The sequence below is a fragment of the Tatumella sp. UBA2305 genome, from assembly GCF_002345795.1.
Lineage (GTDB): Bacteria > Pseudomonadota > Gammaproteobacteria > Enterobacterales > Enterobacteriaceae > Tatumella > Tatumella morbirosei.
In genome coordinates this window covers 204420-223668 of record NZ_DDVT01000021.1, presented here as the reverse complement: position 1 = coordinate 223668, position 19249 = coordinate 204420, and the positions used below count along the sequence as shown (strand labels likewise).

Below are 19249 nucleotides of genomic sequence, written 5' to 3'. Positions count from 1 at the left end.
ATCAGACTCCTTCCCGGGATGACTCAGGATGAGTATTAAGAGTGGCCTGTAATCCATTGAGTAGTCCGCCACGCCAGCACAGCGCGTCATGGCCCCCCTCAATAAATTCCAGTGTGGCGGTAATATTCTGTCGGCACAGCGCATCGTAGAGCGCACTGTTGGCCTGACAAATAACCTGTTCACGGTGGCCCGCCTCCAGATAAATCCGGCGTGGCGCAGTGGTAAAGGCATGTTGTTCCAGTTGTTCAGTGAGCCAGCCGGCAGGCTGTCCACGTCCTGGCCACCAGAAAGAGCCAGACAGGCTGACGGCCATGCCAAAGGATTCCGGCTTGTGTAATGTGGCATAAACCGCGGACAATCCACCAAAACTCTGCCCGGCGATCAGGGTTCGCTCAGCCGCCGCTTGCCAGCCGGTCCATTGAGCGACCCCGGGAAGGAGTTCCTGTTGAATAGCCTGCCAGAAATCCGGATTGCAGGTCAGTTCCCGGGTACGGTGCTGACGATCGATAATATCGACCATCACGTAAATGGCGGGTGGCAACAATTGCCGATCGGTCAGTGACTGCAGGGGGGCCGCGACCGGCATTTGCTCAGCCCAGAATTGTCCGTCCAGTAGCAGCACTAACGGGCGTTCAGGATTAGCCTGTTCACCGCTCTGATATATCCGGATCTTGCGCTGGTTACCCAGCAGGGAGCTGTCCCATAAATAATGTTCCAGGGGAAGTGTCGTTTCCTGATGCTGATCCAGTGGCTGCCATTCGGGCTGCGGCGGAGCATCCGGCATATGTAACGGAGAGACTGACATTCCCCGGCCACCTGACCAGTGTCGCAACGGATTAAGCGGGTCATACCCGGCATGAGAGAATTTTTCCCGCCACCATTCCCGCCTCTGGAAGATATCGGCTGCGTCGTCAGGTCGTTCAGCGGTGGTATCCGGAATCAGGCAGTAGCTGCCACGCCAGTTGGAAGGCAGCCGGGTTTGCCAGAACCAGACATCAGTTCCGGCAACGCGTTGCAGTGAGCGGGGCGGCGTTTTCTGGTGGTGGTCCGTGATACCGGTGATATTAATCCAGACATGGCGATAACCAGAGGTCGTTTCATTACCCTGGGGGTCACGCCACAGAAAAGTGACTTCACATTCGCTGCCAACAGCAGGCGAAATACGTGGAAGCCCTTGTTGTTGTTGCTGTTGCCACCAGGATTCACTCCCGGGGTGCTCGGTAAACCAGTCAGGGATAGCCATTCGTGGGATAGTCAAATCACTTAAAAAAATAGAGTAATTAATAATAGTATTGATAATTATTTCTGTTTGCAATAAGGTGTTGCGGCGCCTGTCTTTGCTGTTACAGAAACTGCCCTTATCCCTGCCGTCCGCCGGTATTTCTCATTGCTAAAGCAGTTGTCCGCAAAGGCGTAGCTGAACACTTTATGAAAAACGTGGCTAAATAACCGGATTTTCTCCAGCCAGCCTGGTCTGCGCGTGGCAGAAGACCAGGATCATTCTAATGAAAAAAATATCTCTGCTTTCCACTGCTATCTGCCTTGAGCTCGGGGCATCGGCGTTACTCTTTTCATACCCGGTACTGGCAGCTGACAACACCACTAACGATACAGCGGCCAGCCAGCAACAGGCGACTGAACCAACGGCAGTCAGCAAGACTGATACCGACAGTGGCACGATTGTGGTGACCGCCAGGCAACAAAATTTACAGGCTCCGGGCGTTTCCACCATTACCGCAGACGAAATCCGTAAACATCCGCCGGCCCGTGATGTCTCTGAAATTATTCGTACCATGCCTGGCGTTAACCTGACCGGGAACTCGACCAGTGGTCAGCGCGGTAATAACCGTCAGATTGACATCCGTGGGATGGGGCCGGAAAACACCCTGATTCTGATTGATGGCAAACCGGTTTCCAGCCGCAACTCGGTCCGTTTTGGCTGGCGTGGAGAGCGGGATACCCGGGGGGATACTAACTGGGTACCACCGGAGATGATTGAACGTATTGAAGTGATCCGGGGTCCTGCCGCGGCTCGTTACGGTAATGGTGCAATGGGTGGGGTGGTGAATATCATCACCAAACAGGCGACTAACCAGTGGCATGGATCCTGGGATACCTACCTGAATGCGCCCCAGCATAAATCGGAAGGCTCCACCAAACGTACTAACTTTAGCCTGATGGGGCCGGTTTCTGACAGCCTGACACTGAGTATCTGGGGTAATCTGGATAAAACGCAGGCCGATGCCTACGATATCAACGAGTCGCATACTACTCCTCGCCCGGGCTTGTATGCGGGTGGCTATCCTGCTGGGCGCGAAGGGGTTATAGATAAGGAATTGCACGGTAAATTAAACTGGGAATTTGCCCGTAACCAGCATCTGGAATTTGAAGCAGGTACCAGCCGTCAGGGAAATCTGTATGCCGGCGATACCCAGAATACCAACACGACAGATTTCGTAAAATCGATGTACGGTAAAGAGACTAACCGTATTTATCGTCAGAACTATTCACTCACCTGGACCGGGGTCTGGGATAGCGGGGTCAGTACCAATACTTACGCTCAGTATGAAAGAACCCGTAACTCAAGATTGTCTGAAGGGCTGGCTGGAGGGTTTGAAGGCGTACCGAGTGGTGGTTTTGCTGATATCGATTTAGGTGATGTACTGCTGCACAGTGAAGTTAGCATTCCGTTTAACCTGATGGTAAATCAGAACCTGACGCTGGGTACCGAATGGAATCAGCAGAAAATGAAAGACGGAGTATCGACCAGTCAGGCACTGACCGGGGACAGAACCGGGGGGGCGATTGACGGGATAACAACCGGGAAACGCGACCCGTACTCCAGCGCCGAAATTTTCTCGTTGTTTGCTGAAGATAATATGGATATTACCGACAGCACTGTGCTGACCCCGGCGCTGCGTTTCGATCACCATTCGGTTTCAGGAACTAACTGGAGCCCGTCACTGAATCTGTCGCAGGGGCTGACCGAGAACATTACCCTGAAAATGGGGATTGCCCGGGCTTATAAAGCCCCTAATCTGTATCAGACCAACAGAAATTATATTTTATACAGTAATGGTCAGGGCTGTAAAGGCTATGCCGGTTCAGGCGTCGGATGTTATCTGATGGGTAACGATAATCTGAAAGCTGAAACCAGTACCAACAAAGAGATCGGGCTGGAATATAAAGATGATGCCGGTCTGCAGGCCGGAGTTACCTGGTTCCGCAACGACTATCGCAACAAGATTGAGGCGGGTACCAGTTCTATTGGTACCAGCAGTACCGGCACGTATATCTACCAATGGCAAAATGTTCCGAAAGCCGTCGTAGAAGGTCTGGAAGGCACGCTGAATATTCCGGTTACCGATACCCTCAGCTGGAATAACAATATGACCTGGATGCTGCAGAGTAAGAATAAAACCACCGGTGATCGCTTATCGGTTATTCCGCAGTTTACCCTGAATTCCGGACTCACCTGGCAGGCGCGTGAAGATCTGTCTCTGGCAACAACCTTTACCTGGTATGGGCGTCAGAAACCTAAACGTCTCGACTATCGCGGTAATGTGGTCAGTTACCCTGACACCCGCGAAGTCAGTCCGTACAGTATCGTCGGTGCCAGTGCGACCTGGGATGCGACCAAAAATGTCAGCATCACTGCCGGGATAGAGAATCTGTTTGATAAACGCCATTTCCGTGAAGGTAACGCCCAGTCTACGGGAACCATTACCTCTTCAGGAGTGGTTAACCCGATTACTATCTACGGTGCCGGTGCGAATACTTATAACGAATCAGGGCGGACGTTCTATATGAGTCTGAATACCCACTTCTGATAAGTGAGCGACATAAAAAAGCCGCCCTCAGAGATGAGCGCGGCTTTTTGTTTACCGAATCAGTACTGTTGGTAAAGATCGCGATACAGACGGCTTTCAAAGCGCACCAGCGGAGCGCGGCGGGTACGCTGGTCCTGCGGCGGTACCGCGTAGCCGGAGAGATACTGCACAAACGCGATTTTATTGCCGTTAGCGGTGGTCAGGAATCCTGCCAGGTTATAAACCCCCTGCAAAGAACCGGTTTTCGCCGATAACTTACCATCTACCCCGGCCTCATGCAGACCGCCCCGGTACTGCAGGGTTCCGTCATGTCCGGATAATGGCAGCATGCTGATAAAGTCCAGCGTACTGTCGTTTTTACCAATGTATTGCAATGCCTGCATCATGGTGGTGGGGGCAACCAGGTCGTGGCGCGACAGACCGGAACCGTCCATCTGCACCGTATTCCCGAAATCAATCCCGGCTTTCTCTTTCAGAATTCTCCTGACCGCATCAGAACCCGCGCGGTAAGTGCCTGGTACGTTAAAGTAGTGATGGCCAATGGTACGGAAAATAGTATCGGCATACATGTTATCGGACACCTTCAGCATATGGCGCAACAGATCATGTAGCGGTGCTGAATCATGGCTGGCAAGTACGGTACCCGGAGGGGTCGGCTGAGTTTGCCGTAACAGATGACCACTGTAGTCGATATCTGCCTGACGCAATTCATCACGCAGAATTTCACCGGCCCAGGCGGCGCCATCCTGCACAGCAAAGGCTAACGGAAGCGGGTCGGCGCGTTTACGCAAACACCCGGTCAGGGTATAGCGGTTTAATTCACCCGGTACTACATCGAGTTCACAATACTGGCCTTCTCCGGAATTGGGGGCGATAGTCTTCACTTCGCTGAACATATGTGCCGGATAGTAGGAGGCTATACGAATATAGGCGTTTTGCCCGGGAGTATCAGCACTGTAGAGGGCAACAGAAAAACAGTTTTTGTCGATAATTGCGGCCCCCGGTGGAGCACTGAAACACTGGGTCAGATCGTTCCAGGGCCAGCCCGGAGCAGCATCATGGCTGGCAAATACTGAGGTATCAATCACCAGGTTACCCTGAATATGGGTGACCCCCTGTTTTTTCAGACTACTCACCATCGCCCGTAAATCCTGACGGGTAAATGACGGGTCACCGTCGAATCGCGCCACCAGGTCACCCTGTAATGTACCGTTACTGATTTTACCTTTTGTTTCAAACGTGGTCTGAAACCTGAAATCTTTGCCCAGTTCCAGCAGCGCGGCCAGTGATGTGAAAATTTTCATCGTACTGGCAGGCAACGACATACGCTGACCGTTATAGTCCACCAAAGGTTCCTGCGAGCCGACTTTTTGTGCCAGGAACGCCAGACTGGCCCCGCTTGGCAAATATTGTGTATATTGCTCTACAGGGATAGCGGCCTGAGCCTGCAGAGTAAAAGCGAGAGTCAATCCTGATATAAGTCGTAAAAATCGCATAATCTCGGGCTAAGTGACGGAGGAAGCCGCAATACTACGTCCCCTTATGGGGGAAAGTAAACGATGACCCATAGGGAACTCCGGGGTAAAATACGTATCAAAATGAAAAACTGACGCTTGCCTGTGGTTAAACATGCCCCGGGCAGGCTTGTTTTATTCTGAAATTAATGCGTTGCAGGACGCTATTCTCTGCAGTCATCAGTCAGGATGACACTTCTACACATAAGATAATGAGGAGTTTAAGATGAGTCAGGTTCCTATGACGCTACGTGGTGCTGAAAAACTGCGTACAGAACTTGAAGAGCTGAAAACTGTGAAGCGTCCCCGCATCATCGCCTCTATCGCGGAAGCGCGTGAACATGGCGACCTGAAAGAAAATGCGGAGTATCATGCTGCCCGTGAAGAGCAGGGATTTTGTGAAGGGCGTATTCAGGAAATTGAAGCAAAATTATCCAATGCTCAGATCATTGATGTGACTAAAATGCCGGCCACAGGGCGGGTTATTTTTGGGGCAACCGTCACCGTCTATAACACCGGAACTGATGAAGAATCGACTTACCGGATTGTGGGTGACGATGAAGCCGATTTTAAGCAAAATCTGATTTCTGTAAATTCACCGATGGCCCGCGGATTAATTTCCAAGCAACAGGATGATGTTGCGGTCATCAAGACGCCGGGTGGTGATGTGGAATATGAGATTCTGCGGGTGGAATACCTGTAATCTCTTGCTACGCTTAAGTAACAGAATGTCACTTTTACCGTTAAGTGATTCAGCGGATGAGTAAAAATGTGCGGTAACTCTGCATTGATTTACTTAGCGTGGTAACATAAGTTGCCTGAATGAAATGTAAAGAATGGAAAAGGCCGCGGGTGCGGCCTTTTAACCCACAGCGCAGCTGTGGCAATTTCTTCGGGCGCCGTTACCGGTACGGCGCAGAAATTCAGCGAGGCAGAGAAATTTTATTCTCTTTTGAGCGGCGATACAGCACCAGTATTTTGCCAATAACCTGAACTTCAGACGCCTGGGTTTCACGAATAATTGCATTAACAATCAAAGCCTTAGTTTCGCGATCTTCACCTGCGATTTTTACTTTGATCAGTTCGTGATGTTCCAGCGCGTTCTCGATTTCAGCCAGTACACCTTCGGTCAGGCCGTTGTTGCCTAACATGACAACTGGCTTCAGGGGATGGGCCAGGCCTTTCAGGTGCTGTTTTTGTTTGGTACTCAGATTCATCGTATTATTTACTTACTCAGGGATTGAAAACGGTTCATTCTACCGCCATCTCTGGTATATCGCCAAATCAACACGACTTATACGTGGTGATTTCTCGCGACAAGCACGAATTAGTTGGAAAAATTATGACCGGTAAAAAGCGTTCAGCCAGTTCCAGCCGCTGGCTTCAGGAACACTTTAGCGATAAGTATGTGCAGCAGGCACAAAAAAAAGGGTTGCGTTCGCGCGCCTGGTTTAAACTGGATGAAATTCAGCAAGGTGACAAATTATTCAAACCAGGCATGACAGTTGTTGACCTTGGCGCAGCTCCGGGTGGCTGGTCGCAATATGTGGTTCAACAAATCGGTTCCAAAGGGCGTATTATTGCTTGCGACCTGCTGCCGATGGACCCTATTGTAGGGGTAGACTTTCTGCAGGGTGATTTTCGTGACCAGGCGGTTTTAGCAGCATTACTGGAACGTGTAGGTGATGATAAAGTTCAGGTCGTCATGTCTGATATGGCACCGAATATGAGTGGTACTCCGGCAGTGGATATTCCACGTTCGATGTATCTGATAGAACTGGCGTTGGATATGTGTCGGGATATTCTGGCGCCGGGTGGTAGTTTTGTAGTGAAAGTGTTTCAGGGAGATGGCTTCGATGAATACCTGCGGGAAATTCGCTCCCTGTTTACGAAAGTGAAAATTCGGAAGCCTGACGCTTCACGTTCACGTTCACGTGAAGTGTACATTGTAGCGACTGGGCGCAAACTATAGTACCCTACGCTGTCTGTTAACATCGTTGTAATATGAGGTTAATCCCTTGAGTGACATGGCGAAAAACCTGATTCTCTGGCTAGTCATCGCAGTAGTGCTGATGTCGGTGTTCCAGAGCTTTGGGCCCAGCGAGTCGAATGGCCGGAGAGTTGATTACTCAACTTTCCTGTCGGAAGTGAACCAGGATCAGGTCCGCGAGGCACGTATTAACGGGCGTGAAATTAACGTTATCAAAAAAGACAGTGGAAAATATACGACCTATATTCCTGTCAACGATCCCAAGTTGCTCGATAATCTGCTGACTAAAAATGTAAAAGTCGTTGGTGAGCCACCGGAAGAACCAAGTCTGTTGACTTCTATCTTCATCTCCTGGTTCCCGATGCTGTTACTGATAGGCGTGTGGATATTCTTTATGCGCCAGATGCAAGGCGGTGGCGGCAAAGGCGCGATGTCTTTTGGTAAGAGCAAAGCGCGTATGCTTACTGAAGACCAGATTAAGACCACTTTTGCTGATGTCGCCGGTTGTGATGAAGCGAAAGAGGAAGTGAGTGAGCTGGTAGAATACCTGCGTGAACCGAGTCGCTTCCAGAAACTGGGTGGTAAAATTCCTAAGGGCGTCCTGATGGTCGGTCCTCCGGGGACTGGTAAAACATTGCTGGCGAAAGCGATTGCCGGTGAAGCCAAAGTTCCGTTCTTTACCATTTCCGGTTCTGACTTTGTTGAAATGTTTGTCGGTGTCGGTGCATCCCGTGTACGTGACATGTTCGAACAGGCTAAAAAAGCGGCCCCGTGTATTATCTTCATCGATGAAATCGATGCGGTGGGTCGTCAGCGTGGTGCCGGTCTCGGTGGCGGACACGATGAACGTGAGCAGACACTGAACCAGATGCTGGTTGAAATGGATGGTTTTGAAGGTAACGAAGGAATTATCGTTATTGCTGCGACTAACCGTCCGGATGTTCTTGACCCTGCATTACTGCGTCCTGGCCGTTTTGACCGTCAGGTAGTGGTTGGTTTGCCAGATGTTCGTGGTCGTGAGCAGATTCTAAAGGTGCATATGCGCCGTGTTCCGTTAGCGACTGATATTGATGCTGCTATTATCGCCCGTGGCACCCCTGGTTTCTCCGGGGCCGACCTGGCGAACCTGGTCAATGAAGCGGCATTGTTTGCAGCCCGTGGTAACAAGCGTGTTGTCTCAATGGTTGAGTTTGAAAAAGCCAAAGACAAAATCATGATGGGTGCTGAACGTCGTTCAATGGTGATGACTGAAGCCCAGAAAGAGTCAACAGCATACCACGAAGCAGGACACGCCATTATCGGCCGTTTGGTTCCTGAACATGACCCGGTACATAAAGTGACTATTATTCCTCGTGGTCGTGCATTAGGCGTGACTTTCTTCCTGCCGGAAGGAGATGCCATCAGTGCCAGCCGCCAGAAACTCGAAAGTCAGATCTCTACACTGTACGGTGGTCGTCTGGCAGAAGAGATTATCTATGGTGCCGAGAAGGTCTCTACCGGGGCATCTAACGATATTAAAGTGGCAACCAACCTGGCACGTAACATGGTAACGCAATGGGGCTTCTCAGAAAAACTGGGACCATTACTGTATGCTGAGGAAGATGGTGAAGTGTTCCTGGGTCGTTCAGTCGCCAAAGCGAAGCATATGTCTGATGAGACTGCGCGTATTATCGACCAGGAAGTGAAACACCTGATTGACAGCAATTATCAGCGTGCCCGTACCATCCTTAATGAAAACATGGATATCCTACATTCCATGAAAGATGCATTAATGAAGTACGAGACTATCGATGCACCACAGATTGATGATCTGATGGCCCGCCGTGAAGTACGTCCACCGGCTGGCTGGGAAGAACCCAAAAATAATGGTTCTTCTTCAGACAACAACAGTGGTACCCCTGCTCCTCAGGCTCCGCGTCCGGTCGATGAACCGCGCACCGAGAACCCGGGCAATACCATGTCTGAATCATTCGATAAATAAGCTGTTTTTGCGTTAAAATACAACCCCGGCTGGTCCGGGGTTTTTTTTTGCTGATTTTTGTTGCCGGGAGACCATCTGATGAAGTTGTACGCCAGGGATTCTGAACTTGACCTTTCATTTCCCCATGTGATGGGAATTCTGAATATCACCCCTGATTCATTTTCGGATGGTGGCAGTCATGCGACATTAACCGACGCAATCACCCACACCAATGAAATGGTCAATGCCGGCGCGACTATCATTGATGTCGGAGGAGAATCGACCCGTCCGGGGGCAACTGATGTCAGTGTTGAAGAAGAACTGGATCGGGTGATTCCTGTGGTGACTGAAATTGCCCGCCGTTTTGAAGTCTGGATCTCGGTGGATACTTCCCGCCCGGAGGTGATTCGCGAATCTGCACGGGCAGGGGCTCATCTGATTAACGATATCCGGGCATTACAGATGCCAGGTGCACTGTCGGCAGCGGCCGAAACCGGATTACCTGTCTGCATTATGCATATGCAGGGGCAACCAAAAACCATGCAGCAGGCGCCTGACTATGATGATGTCGTGGCCGAAGTGGACCGCTTTTTTGCTGAGCAGATTGAACGCTGCCTTGCCGGGGGCATACAAAAACAGAACCTGATACTCGACCCGGGCTATGGTTTTGGTAAAACACTGGCGCATAATTACCAGTTGCTGGCTAACCTGAGCCATTTTCATCATTTCGGATTGCCGCTGTTGGCTGGAATGTCCAGAAAATCGATGATAGGTCAGTTATTAAATGTCGGGCCGTCACAACGTCTGAATGGCAGCCTGGCTTGCGCTGTCATTGCTGCGATGCAGGGAGCGCAAATTCTCCGTGTGCATGATGTTAAAGAAACCGTTGAAGCAATACGGGTTGCAGAAGCCACATTAAGAGCGAAAGGATAACAGTATGAGTGAGCGTAAATATTTCGGCACCGATGGAATACGTGGCAAGGTTGGAGAAGCGCCGATTACGCCAGATTTTGTCCTGAAACTGGGCTGGGCCGCAGGAAAAGTCCTGGCCCGTCACGGTTCGAAAAAAATCATTATCGGTAAAGATACCCGTATTTCCGGCTATATGCTGGAATCTGCGCTGGAAGCCGGACTGGCAGCCGCAGGTTTATCGGCAGCATTCACCGGCCCAATGCCAACGCCGGCCATCGCCTATCTTACCCGGACCTTCCGTGCTGAAGCGGGGATCGTGATTTCTGCTTCGCATAATCCTTTTGATGATAACGGTATAAAGTTCTTCTCTACCGAAGGGACTAAATTACCCGATGATGTGGAAGCTGCGATTGAGCTGGAGATGGAAAAAACCATCACCTGCGTACCTTCCGCAGAACTCGGTCGTGCCAGCAGGATTGTCGATGCAGCCGGGCGTTATATCGAATTCTGCAAAGGGACGTTTCCAAGTGAGCTCAATCTTAATGGTATGAAAATCGTAGTCGATTGTGCCAATGGTGCGACTTACCACATTGCACCGAACGTGCTGCGTGAACTCGGCGCTGAAGTGATTACTATCGCGGCTCAGCCCGATGGCATGAACATCAATAAGGAGTGTGGTGCTACCGACCTGCGGCTGTTGCAAAAACGGGTACTGGATGAACAGGCACAACTCGGTATAGCCTACGATGGTGACGGAGACCGGATTATGATGGTCGACCACGAAGGTAATCAGGTCGACGGAGACCAGATTCTGTATATCGTGGCCCGTGAGAAACTTCGTCAGGGGAAATTACGTGGCGGGGTTGTGGGTACCCTGATGAGTAATATGGGCCTGGAGTTAGCGCTTAAACAGCTGGGTATCCCGTTTGCCAGAGCAAAAGTGGGGGACCGTTATGTCCTGGAAAAACTGCAGGAAAAAGGCTGGCAGTTGGGGGCCGAGAATTCCGGACATGTTATCCTGCTGGATAAAACGACCACCGGTGACGGTATTGTGGCTGGTTTGCAGGTGCTGACAGCTATGGTTCGTAACCATATGAGCCTGCACGATCTGTGCAGTGGCATGAAATTGCTACCGCAGGTATTAGTGAATGTGCGTTTCAGCGGCGAGAAAGATCCGCTTACAGCGGAGTCTGTGAAACAGGCCACTGACACAGTAGAGAAAGAACTGGCGGGGCGGGGCAGAGTCTTGTTACGTAAATCCGGCACAGAACCCTTGATTCGCGTGATGGTCGAAGGTGAAGATCGTCAGCAGGTTACATTGCTGGCTAACCGAATTGCCGATGCGGTTAAAGCGGTTTGATAATCTCAGGGTGTCGCCGGATAAACGCTGGCTACTCCCTGTGTTCCGGCTAAAAACGGGTGTTTTTGGTAAAGTCATGGCGATAATTGTCATCGTCTGCTGTTTTTATCACCAAACGAAAAAAGTCCGGTAAATTGCTCTTGCAGAGCGTGTCGGCATTGGTTAGTATTCAGACCCGCTTCTGATGGGTGTGGATATATCCATTGGCGCCTGGTGAAGTTTTAACTGTACGGTAGCGTGCAAGGAAACAGGTTAATTATGTACGAAGCTCTTTTAGTTATTTTCCTTCTGGTAGCAGTCAGCCTGGTAGCTATGGTGATGCTGCAGCAAGGTAAAGGCGCTGATATGGGTGCATCTTTTGGTGCTGGTGCGTCAGGAACGTTGTTTGGATCTAATGGGTCAGGTAACTTTATGACTCGTATGACCGGCATTCTGGCTGCGCTGTTCTTTATCATTAGTCTGTTGCTTGGCAACCTGAACACTAATAAAACCGCCAAAGGAAGTGAGTGGGATAATCTGAGTGCTCCTGCTAAGTCTGAACAGACTCAACAGCCAGCTAAACCGGTAGCACCAGGTAGTGATATCCCGCAGTAAACAGCAGTAATCCTACTTTCGACGAATGTTTTCTCCGTCGTCTTAAGCAGTACCGAGGTGGTGGAATTGGTAGACACGCTACCTTGAGGTGGTAGTGCCCATTAGGGCTTACGGGTTCAAGTCCCGTCCTCGGTACCAGTTCAGTTTAACTTGCATTTTTTGCATGTTCGGCGTAAAATTCGCCACGATTTCGGACGCGGGGTGGAGCAGCCTGGTAGCTCGTCGGGCTCATAACCCGAAGGTCGTCGGTTCAAATCCGGCCCCCGCAACCACTTTCCCTTAGAGTTGTTTTTCAAAATACCAACAGGTCTCCGTATTCACCTGGTTTTGAAAAAAATTCTTTTGGTATGTGTTTTGTCACAGATCGACAAACACAGGGTCCAGTGATAAAAAGCCCCGAATATTCGGGGTTTTTTATTATCAGGTAATAGTGATTTTGGGCTTTATGCCCTTTTTTTATGTCTTGGGGGTGGGCTTGTCCACATTAGAGCAAAAATTAACCGAATTAGTTACCGCTCCGGTTGAAGCGCTTGGCTACGAACTGGTCGGTATTGAGTTTGTTCGCGGCCGTGTTTCGACGCTGCGCATCTATATTGACAGTGAGAATGGTATCAACGTTGATGATTGCGCTGATGTCAGCCGCCAGGTCAGCGCTGTAATGGATGTCGAAGATCCGATTACGGTGGCGTATAACCTTGAAGTTTCATCACCGGGTCTGGAAAGACCGTTGTTTAACGCAGCACACTATCAGCGTTTTACCGGCGATGAGGTAAGTCTGGTGTTGCGGATTGCGGTACGAAACCGCCGTAAGTGGCAGGGCATCATTAAAGCTGTAGAAGGTGAAATGGTGACCGTGACCGTCGAGGGTAATGATGAAGTGTTCGCGCTGAGTAATATTCAGAAAGCGAATCTGGTCCCCCATTTTTAAACGTCCGGATTGAGGCTAACCAGGATGAACAAAGAAATCTTAGCTGTTGTAGAAGCCGTTTCTAACGAGAAATCCCTGCCGCGCGAAAAAATTTTTGAAGCGCTGGAAAGTGCGCTTGCAACGGCAACCAAGAAAAAATACGAACAGGAAATTGATGTTCGTGTTTGTATTGATCGTAAAAGTGGTGACTTTGATACCTTCCGTCGTTGGCTGGTAGTTGACGAAGTGACTCTGCCGACCCGCGAAATTACGCTGGAAGCCGCTCAGTTCGAAGACGAAAGCCTCACTCCTGGCGATTATGTTGAAGACCAGATTGAATCTGTTGTTTTTGACCGTATTACGACCCAGACGGCGAAACAGGTTATTGTACAAAAGGTACGTGAAGCCGAGCGTGCCCAGGTCGTTGACCAGTTCCGGGAGCAGGAAGGTGAGATTATCACCGGTGTGGTTAAGAAAGTTAACCGTGACAATATTTCCCTGGAAGTGCGTCCGACCGATGGCTCTGCGACCAGTGCTGAAGCGGTAATTATCCGTGAAGATATGCTGCCGCGGGAGAACTTCCGTCCGGGTGACCGTATCCGTGGAATTCTGTACGCAGTGCGTCCGGAAGCCCGTGGTGCTCAACTGTTCGTCAGCCGCTCTAAACCGGAAATGCTTAAAGAGCTGTTCCGCATTGAAGTGCCGGAAATCGGCGAAGAAGTGATTGAAATTAAAGGCGCAGCCCGTGATCCGGGTTCACGTGCCAAAATCGCAGTAAAAACGAATGACAAACGTATCGACCCGGTAGGCGCCTGTGTAGGTATGCGCGGGGCTCGTGTGCAGGCCGTATCCAGCGAACTGGGCGGTGAGCGTATCGATATCGTGCTGTGGGATGATAATCCGGCACAGTTTGTTATTAATGCCATGGCACCTGCTGATGTCGCCTCCATTGTGGTGGATGAAGACAATCACACCATGGATATCGCTGTTGAAGCCGGCAATCTGGCTCAGGCGATTGGCCGTAATGGCCAAAACGTACGTTTAGCCTCTCAACTGAGCGGTTGGGAACTGAACGTAATGACGGTTGATGACCTGCAGGCGAAACACCAGGCAGAAGCTCATGCAGCCATCGATATGTTCACAAAATACCTCGATATTGACGAGGATTTCGCCACTGCACTGGTCGAAGAAGGATTCTCTACCCTGGAAGAACTGGCGTATGTGCCGGTGAATGAGCTGCTGGAAATAGACGGGCTCGACGAAGATATGGTAGAGGCTCTGCGTGAACGAGCTAAAAATGCGTTGACCACCCTGGCGTTGGCCAAAGAAGAAAGTCTGGGTAACCAGAAACCTGCTGATGATTTACTGGCATTGCAGGGGATGGATAAAGATCTGGCTTATCGTCTGGCGGCAAAAGGCGTCAGTACTCTGGAAGATTTGGCTGAACAGGGTATTGATGACCTGACAGATATTGAAGAGCTTTCTGCAGAGAAAGCTGGCGAGCTGATTATGGCCGCACGTAATATCTGCTGGTTCGGCGGTGACGCGTAACAAACAGGAAGGAACAGCATGACTGATGTAACTGTAAAATCGCTGGCTGCAGAAATTGAAACGCCTGTGGATCGTCTGGTACAGCAACTGGCTGACGCAGGGATCTCTAAGTCTGAAAATGATTCTGTGACTGAACAGGAAAAACAAAGTTTACTGTCATATCTGAATCGTGAGCATGGAAATGCCGATTCAGGTAAACTCACTTTGCAACGCAAAACACGTAGCACCTTGAATATTCCTGGCACCGGGGGTAAAAGTAAATCGGTGCAAATTGAAGTCCGCAAAAAGCGTACCTACGTGAAAGATGATGCCGAAGCTGAACGCCAGGCAGAAGCAGAAGCGCAGGCACAGCGTGAAGCGGAAGAGACGGCACGCCGTGAGGCAGAAGAGAAAGCCAAACGTGCTGCTGAAGAAAAAGCGAAACGTGAAGCTGAAGATAAAGCTAAGCGTGAGGCAGAAGAAAAAGCCAAACGTGTAGCTGCGGAAACAAAAACAGTGACCAATCAACAAAAGAACGATATGACCCAGGCAGCGCCATCAGATAAAGCCCGTCGCGAAGCGGAAGCCGCTGAACTTAAGCGTAAAACCGAAGAAGAAGCTCGCCGCAAGCTGGAAGCTGATGCAAAACGCATTGCGGAAGAAGCCCGCAGACTGGCAGAAGAGAAAGGCGACGAGTGGCAGAAGCCGGTTGAAGCCGAAGATGCTTCTGACTATCACGTGACTACTTCCACCCATGCGCGTCAGGCTGAAGACGAAAATGACCGCCAGGTAGAAGGTGGCCGTGGTCGCGGGCGTACTGCTACTAAAAGCCCGCGGGCTAAGAAAAGTAACAAACATTCCGAAGCGAAAACTGACCGTGAAGAAGCACGTGCAGCAATTCGTGGCGGCAAAGGTGGAAAACACCGTAAGGGCAGTGCCCTGCAGCAGGGCTTTAATAAGCCAGCCCAGGTGGTTAACCGCGATGTAGTGATCGGTGAAACTGTCACTGTGGCCGAACTGGCGAACAAAATGGCCGTTAAAGGTTCTCAGGTCATCAAAGCCATGATGAAACTGGGTGCCATGGCAACGATTAACCAGGTTATCGATCAGGAAACTGCTCAGCTGGTTGCCGAAGAAATGGGTCATAAAGTCATCCTGCGTCGTGAGAACGAGCTGGAAGAAGCCGTGATGAGTGACCGTGATACCGGTGGAAATACTGAAGCTGAATCACGTGCGCCTGTCGTGACCATTATGGGTCACGTCGACCACGGTAAAACTTCTTTGCTGGATTACATTCGTTCCGCGAAAATTGCTTCCGGCGAAGCCGGCGGTATTACTCAGCATATCGGTGCTTACCACGTTGAGACTGAAAACGGGATGATCACCTTCCTGGATACCCCGGGCCACGCCGCGTTTACCGCCATGCGTGCCCGTGGTGCTCAGGCTACGGATATCGTTATCCTGGTCGTTGCCGCGGATGATGGTGTTATGCCGCAGACAGTCGAAGCTATTCAGCATGCGAAAGCCGCGAATGTACCGGTGGTGGTTGCCGTCAACAAAATTGACAAGCCTGATGCTGATCCGGATCGGGTGAAAAATGAGCTGACTCAGTACGGAATTATTCCGGAAGAGTGGGGCGGCGAGAATATGTTCGTCAACGTTTCTGCAAAAGCAGGTACCGGGGTTGATGATCTGCTGCAGGCAATCCTGCTGCAGGCTGAAGTTCTGGAACTGAGCGCAGTTCGCAGCGGTATGGCCAGTGGTGTCGTGATCGAGTCTTTCCTGGACAAAGGCCGTGGTCCGGTGGCGACGGTTCTGGTTCGTTCCGGTACTCTGAACAAAGGCGATATCGTTCTGTGTGGTTTTGAGTATGGGCGTGTTCGTGCAATGCGTAACGAACTGGGGCAGGATGTTCAGGAAGCGGGTCCATCCATTCCGGTCGAAATCCTCGGTCTGTCAGGTGTTCCTGCGGCGGGTGATGAAGCGACAGTGGTACGTGATGAGAAGAAAGCCCGTGAAGTTGCTCTGTATCGTCAGGGTAAATTCCGTGAAGTTAAACTGGCTCGTCAGCAGAAATCTAAACTGGAAAACATGTTTGCGAACATGACCGACGGTGATGTATCTGAACTGAATATCGTACTGAAAGCAGACGTACAGGGATCGGTAGAAGCTATCGCTGACTCGTTACTGAAACTGTCTACCGATGAAGTTAAAGTGAAGATTGTTGGTTCAGGTGTCGGTGGGATTACCGAAACGGATGCCACGCTGGCAGCGGCTTCTAATGCTATCGTACTGGGCTTCAACGTTCGTGCTGATGCTTCCGCTCGCCGGGTCATCGAATCCGAGAGTCTGGATCTGCGCTACTATTCCGTTATCTATAACCTGATCGACGAAGTTAAAGCAGCCATGAGCGGCATGCTGGCACCGGAATACAAACAGCAGATTATCGGTCTGGCAGAAGTCCGTGATGTGTTTAAATCACCTAAGTTTGGTGCCATTGCAGGTTGTATGGTGACCGAAGGTGTGGTCAAACGTCATAATCCAATCCGTGTTCTGCGTGACAACGTGGTTATCTATGAAGGTGAGCTGGAATCCCTGCGTCGCTTCAAAGATGACGTTAACGAAGTCCGTAACGGCATGGAATGTGGTATCGGTGTGAAGAACTACAATGATGTTCGCGCCGGCGATTCTATCGAAGTGTTTGAAGTTATTGAGATCAAACGTACTATCGATTAATCGTTACCGGGTTAAGACGATTTGGGAGGCCACTGGCCTCCCGAATTATTTGAAAGGAGCCGAAATATGGCCAAAGAATTCGGCCGTTCCCAGCGCGTTGCTCAGGAACTGCAAAAAGAAATTGCGTTGATTATTCAGCGTGAAATCAAAGATCCGCGTGTCGGACTTATGGTGACGGTATCGAGCGTGGAAGTCTCGCGTGATCTTGCCTATGCCAAAGTATTCGTCACGTTTCTGAATGATAAAGATGAAGATGCCGTTAAAGGCGGGATCAAAGCCTTACAGGATGCCTCCGGATTTATCCGGACCCTGCTTGGGAAAGCAATGCGTCTGCGTATTGTACCGGAACTGACATTCTTCTATGACAACTCACTGGTGGAAGGGATGCGCATGTCAAACCTGGTCAGCCGTGTTGTTAAACAGGATAATGAACGTCGCGGTGATACCCCTGAAGAACACGGGGAGGAGTAATGGGACGTCCCCGTCGCCGTGGCCGTGATATCCATGGCGTTCTGTTGCTGGATAAACCTACCGGGATATCCTCCAATGATCTGCTGCAAAAAGTAAAACGTATTTATAACGCTAACAGAGCCGGACATACCGGAGCGCTGGACCCGCTGGCGACCGGTATGCTGCCTGTCTGCCTCGGTGAAGCGACCAAATTTTCCCGTTACCTGCTCGATTCTGATAAGCGTTACCGCGTGATTGCCCGTCTGGGGCAGCGTACCGACACTTCCGATGCTGATGGTAATGTGGTGCAGGAACGACCGGTTGTTTTCACCCCTGACATATTGCAACAGGCACTGAACAGTTTTCGCGGGGAGACCCTGCAGGTGCCTTCGATGTTTTCAGCACTGAAACATCAGGGGCGGCCGCTGTATGAGTATGCCCGCCAGGGAATTACCATTGAGCGTGAGCCACGGCCAATAACGGTTTATGAATTGCTGTTTATCCGGCATGAAGGTGATGAGCTGGAGCTGGAGATTCACTGTTCTAAAGGAACCTATATCCGGACCATTATTGATGATCTGGGTGAAAAGCTGGGCTGCGGAGCACATGTGACTATGTTACGGCGTGTGCAGGTGGCGGGTTATCCGACGGACAGAATGGTCACGCTGGAGCAGCTACAGGCATTGGCAGAGCCGGATGAACAGGGCGGATATCCGGCAGAGCGCCTGGATGCATTACTGATGCCGATGGACAGTCCGGCTGAAGCCTATCCGCTGGTCAATTTGCCGGAGTCAGTGAGCCACTGGTTTAAACTCGGACAGCCGGTACAGATTGCCGGTGCACCGGCCGATGGCCTGGTTCGGGTCAGTGAAGGTGAGCACGGCAAATTTATTGGTATGGCCGAGATTGACGACCAGGGGCGTGTGGCACCCCGCCGGCTGGTCGTTGAATATTTCGACTGAGTTAATTGCACTCATGCTTGCCGCAGAGTAGAATGGCGCGGCTTTAAAGTGGGGAGCTGAATTAGAGATCGGCAACCTGAAATCAAACATATACTGGAGTTTATTATGTCTCTAAGCGTAGAAGCTAAAGCAGAGATCGTTGCTAAATACGGTCGTGGTACCAATGACAGTGGTTCAACTGAAGTTCAGGTTGCTCTGCTGACTGCACAGATTAACCACCTGCAGGGTCACTTTTCTGAGCATAAAAAAGACCACCACAGCCGTCGCGGTCTGCTGCGCATGGTTTCCCAGCGTCGTAAATTGCTGGATTACCTGAAGCGTAAAGATGTAGCACGTTACACCAGCCTGATCGAAAATCTGGGTCTGCGTCGCTAAGTCTGACGAATTTTTTCGAGGGTTGGCACTGTGCTTTATTGTCGGTGAGTATCCGAAGAAAGAATTTGAGCGAGTTTCGCGAAAAGGGGGCCTTTACGGCCCCTTTTTTCGGGCGACTGGCAGTATTTC

General features: G+C 50.6%; 16 protein-coding genes and 2 tRNA genes. 15 read left to right on the top strand and 3 right to left on the bottom strand.

The features are described from left to right. Position 1: 1 nt before the first annotated feature. The gene (fes, locus tag B3Z23_RS14915; RefSeq protein ID WP_349677223.1) at positions 2–1315 is read right to left on the bottom strand and encodes an enterochelin esterase; all 1314 of its coding nucleotides are present in this window, start codon (positions 1313–1315) and stop codon (positions 2–4) included. Between the two features lie 190 nt (positions 1316–1505). On the opposite strand from fes, the gene B3Z23_RS14910 reads away from it, so the two are divergent. Further along, positions 1506–3830, top strand: coding sequence for a TonB-dependent siderophore receptor (locus B3Z23_RS14910; RefSeq protein WP_294911551.1), 2325 nt, complete (start codon positions 1506–1508; stop codon positions 3828–3830). 59 nt (positions 3831–3889) lie between these two features. Here the strand turns inward: B3Z23_RS14910 and dacB are convergent, their stop codons facing one another. Further along, a complete protein-coding gene (gene dacB, locus B3Z23_RS14905) occupies positions 3890–5326 on the bottom strand; it encodes a serine-type D-Ala-D-Ala carboxypeptidase (RefSeq protein ID WP_294911549.1) in 1437 nt (478 codons plus the stop codon). A gap of 244 nt (positions 5327–5570) precedes the next feature. Here dacB and greA point away from each other — a divergent pair, with 244 nt between their 5' ends. Then, positions 5571–6047 (top strand): transcription elongation factor GreA, encoded by a 477-nt coding sequence (gene greA / locus B3Z23_RS14900; RefSeq protein WP_294911548.1) that lies wholly within the window; start codon positions 5571–5573, stop codon positions 6045–6047. Positions 6048–6267: 220 nt separating this feature from the next. Here the strand turns inward: greA and yhbY are convergent, their stop codons facing one another. After that, positions 6268–6561, bottom strand: coding sequence for a ribosome assembly RNA-binding protein YhbY (gene yhbY / locus B3Z23_RS14895; RefSeq protein ID WP_038016916.1), 294 nt, complete (start codon positions 6559–6561; stop codon positions 6268–6270). Positions 6562–6686: 125 nt separating this feature from the next. Between yhbY and rlmE the strand changes: the two genes are divergently transcribed. The 13 genes from rlmE to rpsO all read left to right on the top strand — a co-directional run bounded on the left by rlmE (position 6687) and on the right by rpsO (position 19120). Continuing rightward, entirely contained in the window at positions 6687–7316 is a 630-nt protein-coding gene (gene rlmE, locus B3Z23_RS14890) for a 23S rRNA (uridine(2552)-2'-O)-methyltransferase RlmE (RefSeq protein WP_038016918.1), read from the top strand. A gap of 55 nt (positions 7317–7371) precedes the next feature. After that, positions 7372–9315, top strand: coding sequence for an ATP-dependent zinc metalloprotease FtsH (gene ftsH / locus B3Z23_RS14885; RefSeq protein WP_038016920.1), 1944 nt, complete (start codon positions 7372–7374; stop codon positions 9313–9315). Between the two features lie 78 nt (positions 9316–9393). Further along, the gene (gene folP, locus B3Z23_RS14880) at positions 9394–10227 is read left to right on the top strand and encodes a dihydropteroate synthase (RefSeq protein ID WP_294911544.1); all 834 of its coding nucleotides are present in this window, start codon (positions 9394–9396) and stop codon (positions 10225–10227) included. A 4-nt stretch (positions 10228–10231) separates the two neighbouring features. Then, positions 10232–11566 carry a phosphoglucosamine mutase gene (gene glmM / locus B3Z23_RS14875; protein WP_038016925.1) on the top strand — a complete coding sequence of 445 codons (1335 nt, stop codon included), beginning with the start codon at positions 10232–10234 and terminating at the stop codon, positions 11564–11566. Between the two features lie 258 nt (positions 11567–11824). Then, positions 11825–12160 carry a preprotein translocase subunit SecG gene (gene secG, locus B3Z23_RS14870; protein ID WP_294911542.1) on the top strand — a complete coding sequence of 112 codons (336 nt, stop codon included), beginning with the start codon at positions 11825–11827 and terminating at the stop codon, positions 12158–12160. Positions 12161–12211: 51 nt separating this feature from the next. Next, positions 12212–12298, top strand: a tRNA-Leu gene (locus tag B3Z23_RS14865). Positions 12299–12355: 57 nt separating this feature from the next. Continuing rightward, a tRNA-Met gene (locus tag B3Z23_RS14860) sits at positions 12356–12432 on the top strand. A gap of 203 nt (positions 12433–12635) precedes the next feature. Beyond that, entirely contained in the window at positions 12636–13088 is a 453-nt protein-coding gene (gene rimP, locus B3Z23_RS14855; protein WP_038016969.1) for a ribosome maturation factor RimP, read from the top strand. Positions 13089–13112: 24 nt separating this feature from the next. Continuing rightward, the gene (gene nusA / locus B3Z23_RS14850) at positions 13113–14618 is read left to right on the top strand and encodes a transcription termination factor NusA (RefSeq protein ID WP_294911540.1); all 1506 of its coding nucleotides are present in this window, start codon (positions 13113–13115) and stop codon (positions 14616–14618) included. Between the two features lie 18 nt (positions 14619–14636). Further along, positions 14637–17333, top strand: coding sequence for a translation initiation factor IF-2 (infB, locus tag B3Z23_RS14845; RefSeq protein ID WP_294911538.1), 2697 nt, complete (start codon positions 14637–14639; stop codon positions 17331–17333). 66 nt (positions 17334–17399) lie between these two features. Continuing rightward, positions 17400–17804, top strand: coding sequence for a 30S ribosome-binding factor RbfA (gene rbfA, locus B3Z23_RS14840; RefSeq protein WP_294911537.1), 405 nt, complete (start codon positions 17400–17402; stop codon positions 17802–17804). Then, on the top strand, positions 17804–18745 hold the full coding sequence (gene truB / locus B3Z23_RS14835; RefSeq protein ID WP_294911535.1) for a tRNA pseudouridine(55) synthase TruB: 942 nt from the start codon (positions 17804–17806) through the stop codon (positions 18743–18745). The genes rbfA and truB overlap by 1 nt, the downstream gene beginning before the upstream one ends. 105 nt (positions 18746–18850) lie before the next feature. After that, complete coding sequence (gene rpsO, locus B3Z23_RS14830; RefSeq protein WP_038016938.1) at positions 18851–19120, top strand: 30S ribosomal protein S15; 270 nt, start codon at positions 18851–18853, stop codon at positions 19118–19120. Positions 19121–19249 lie beyond the last annotated feature (129 nt).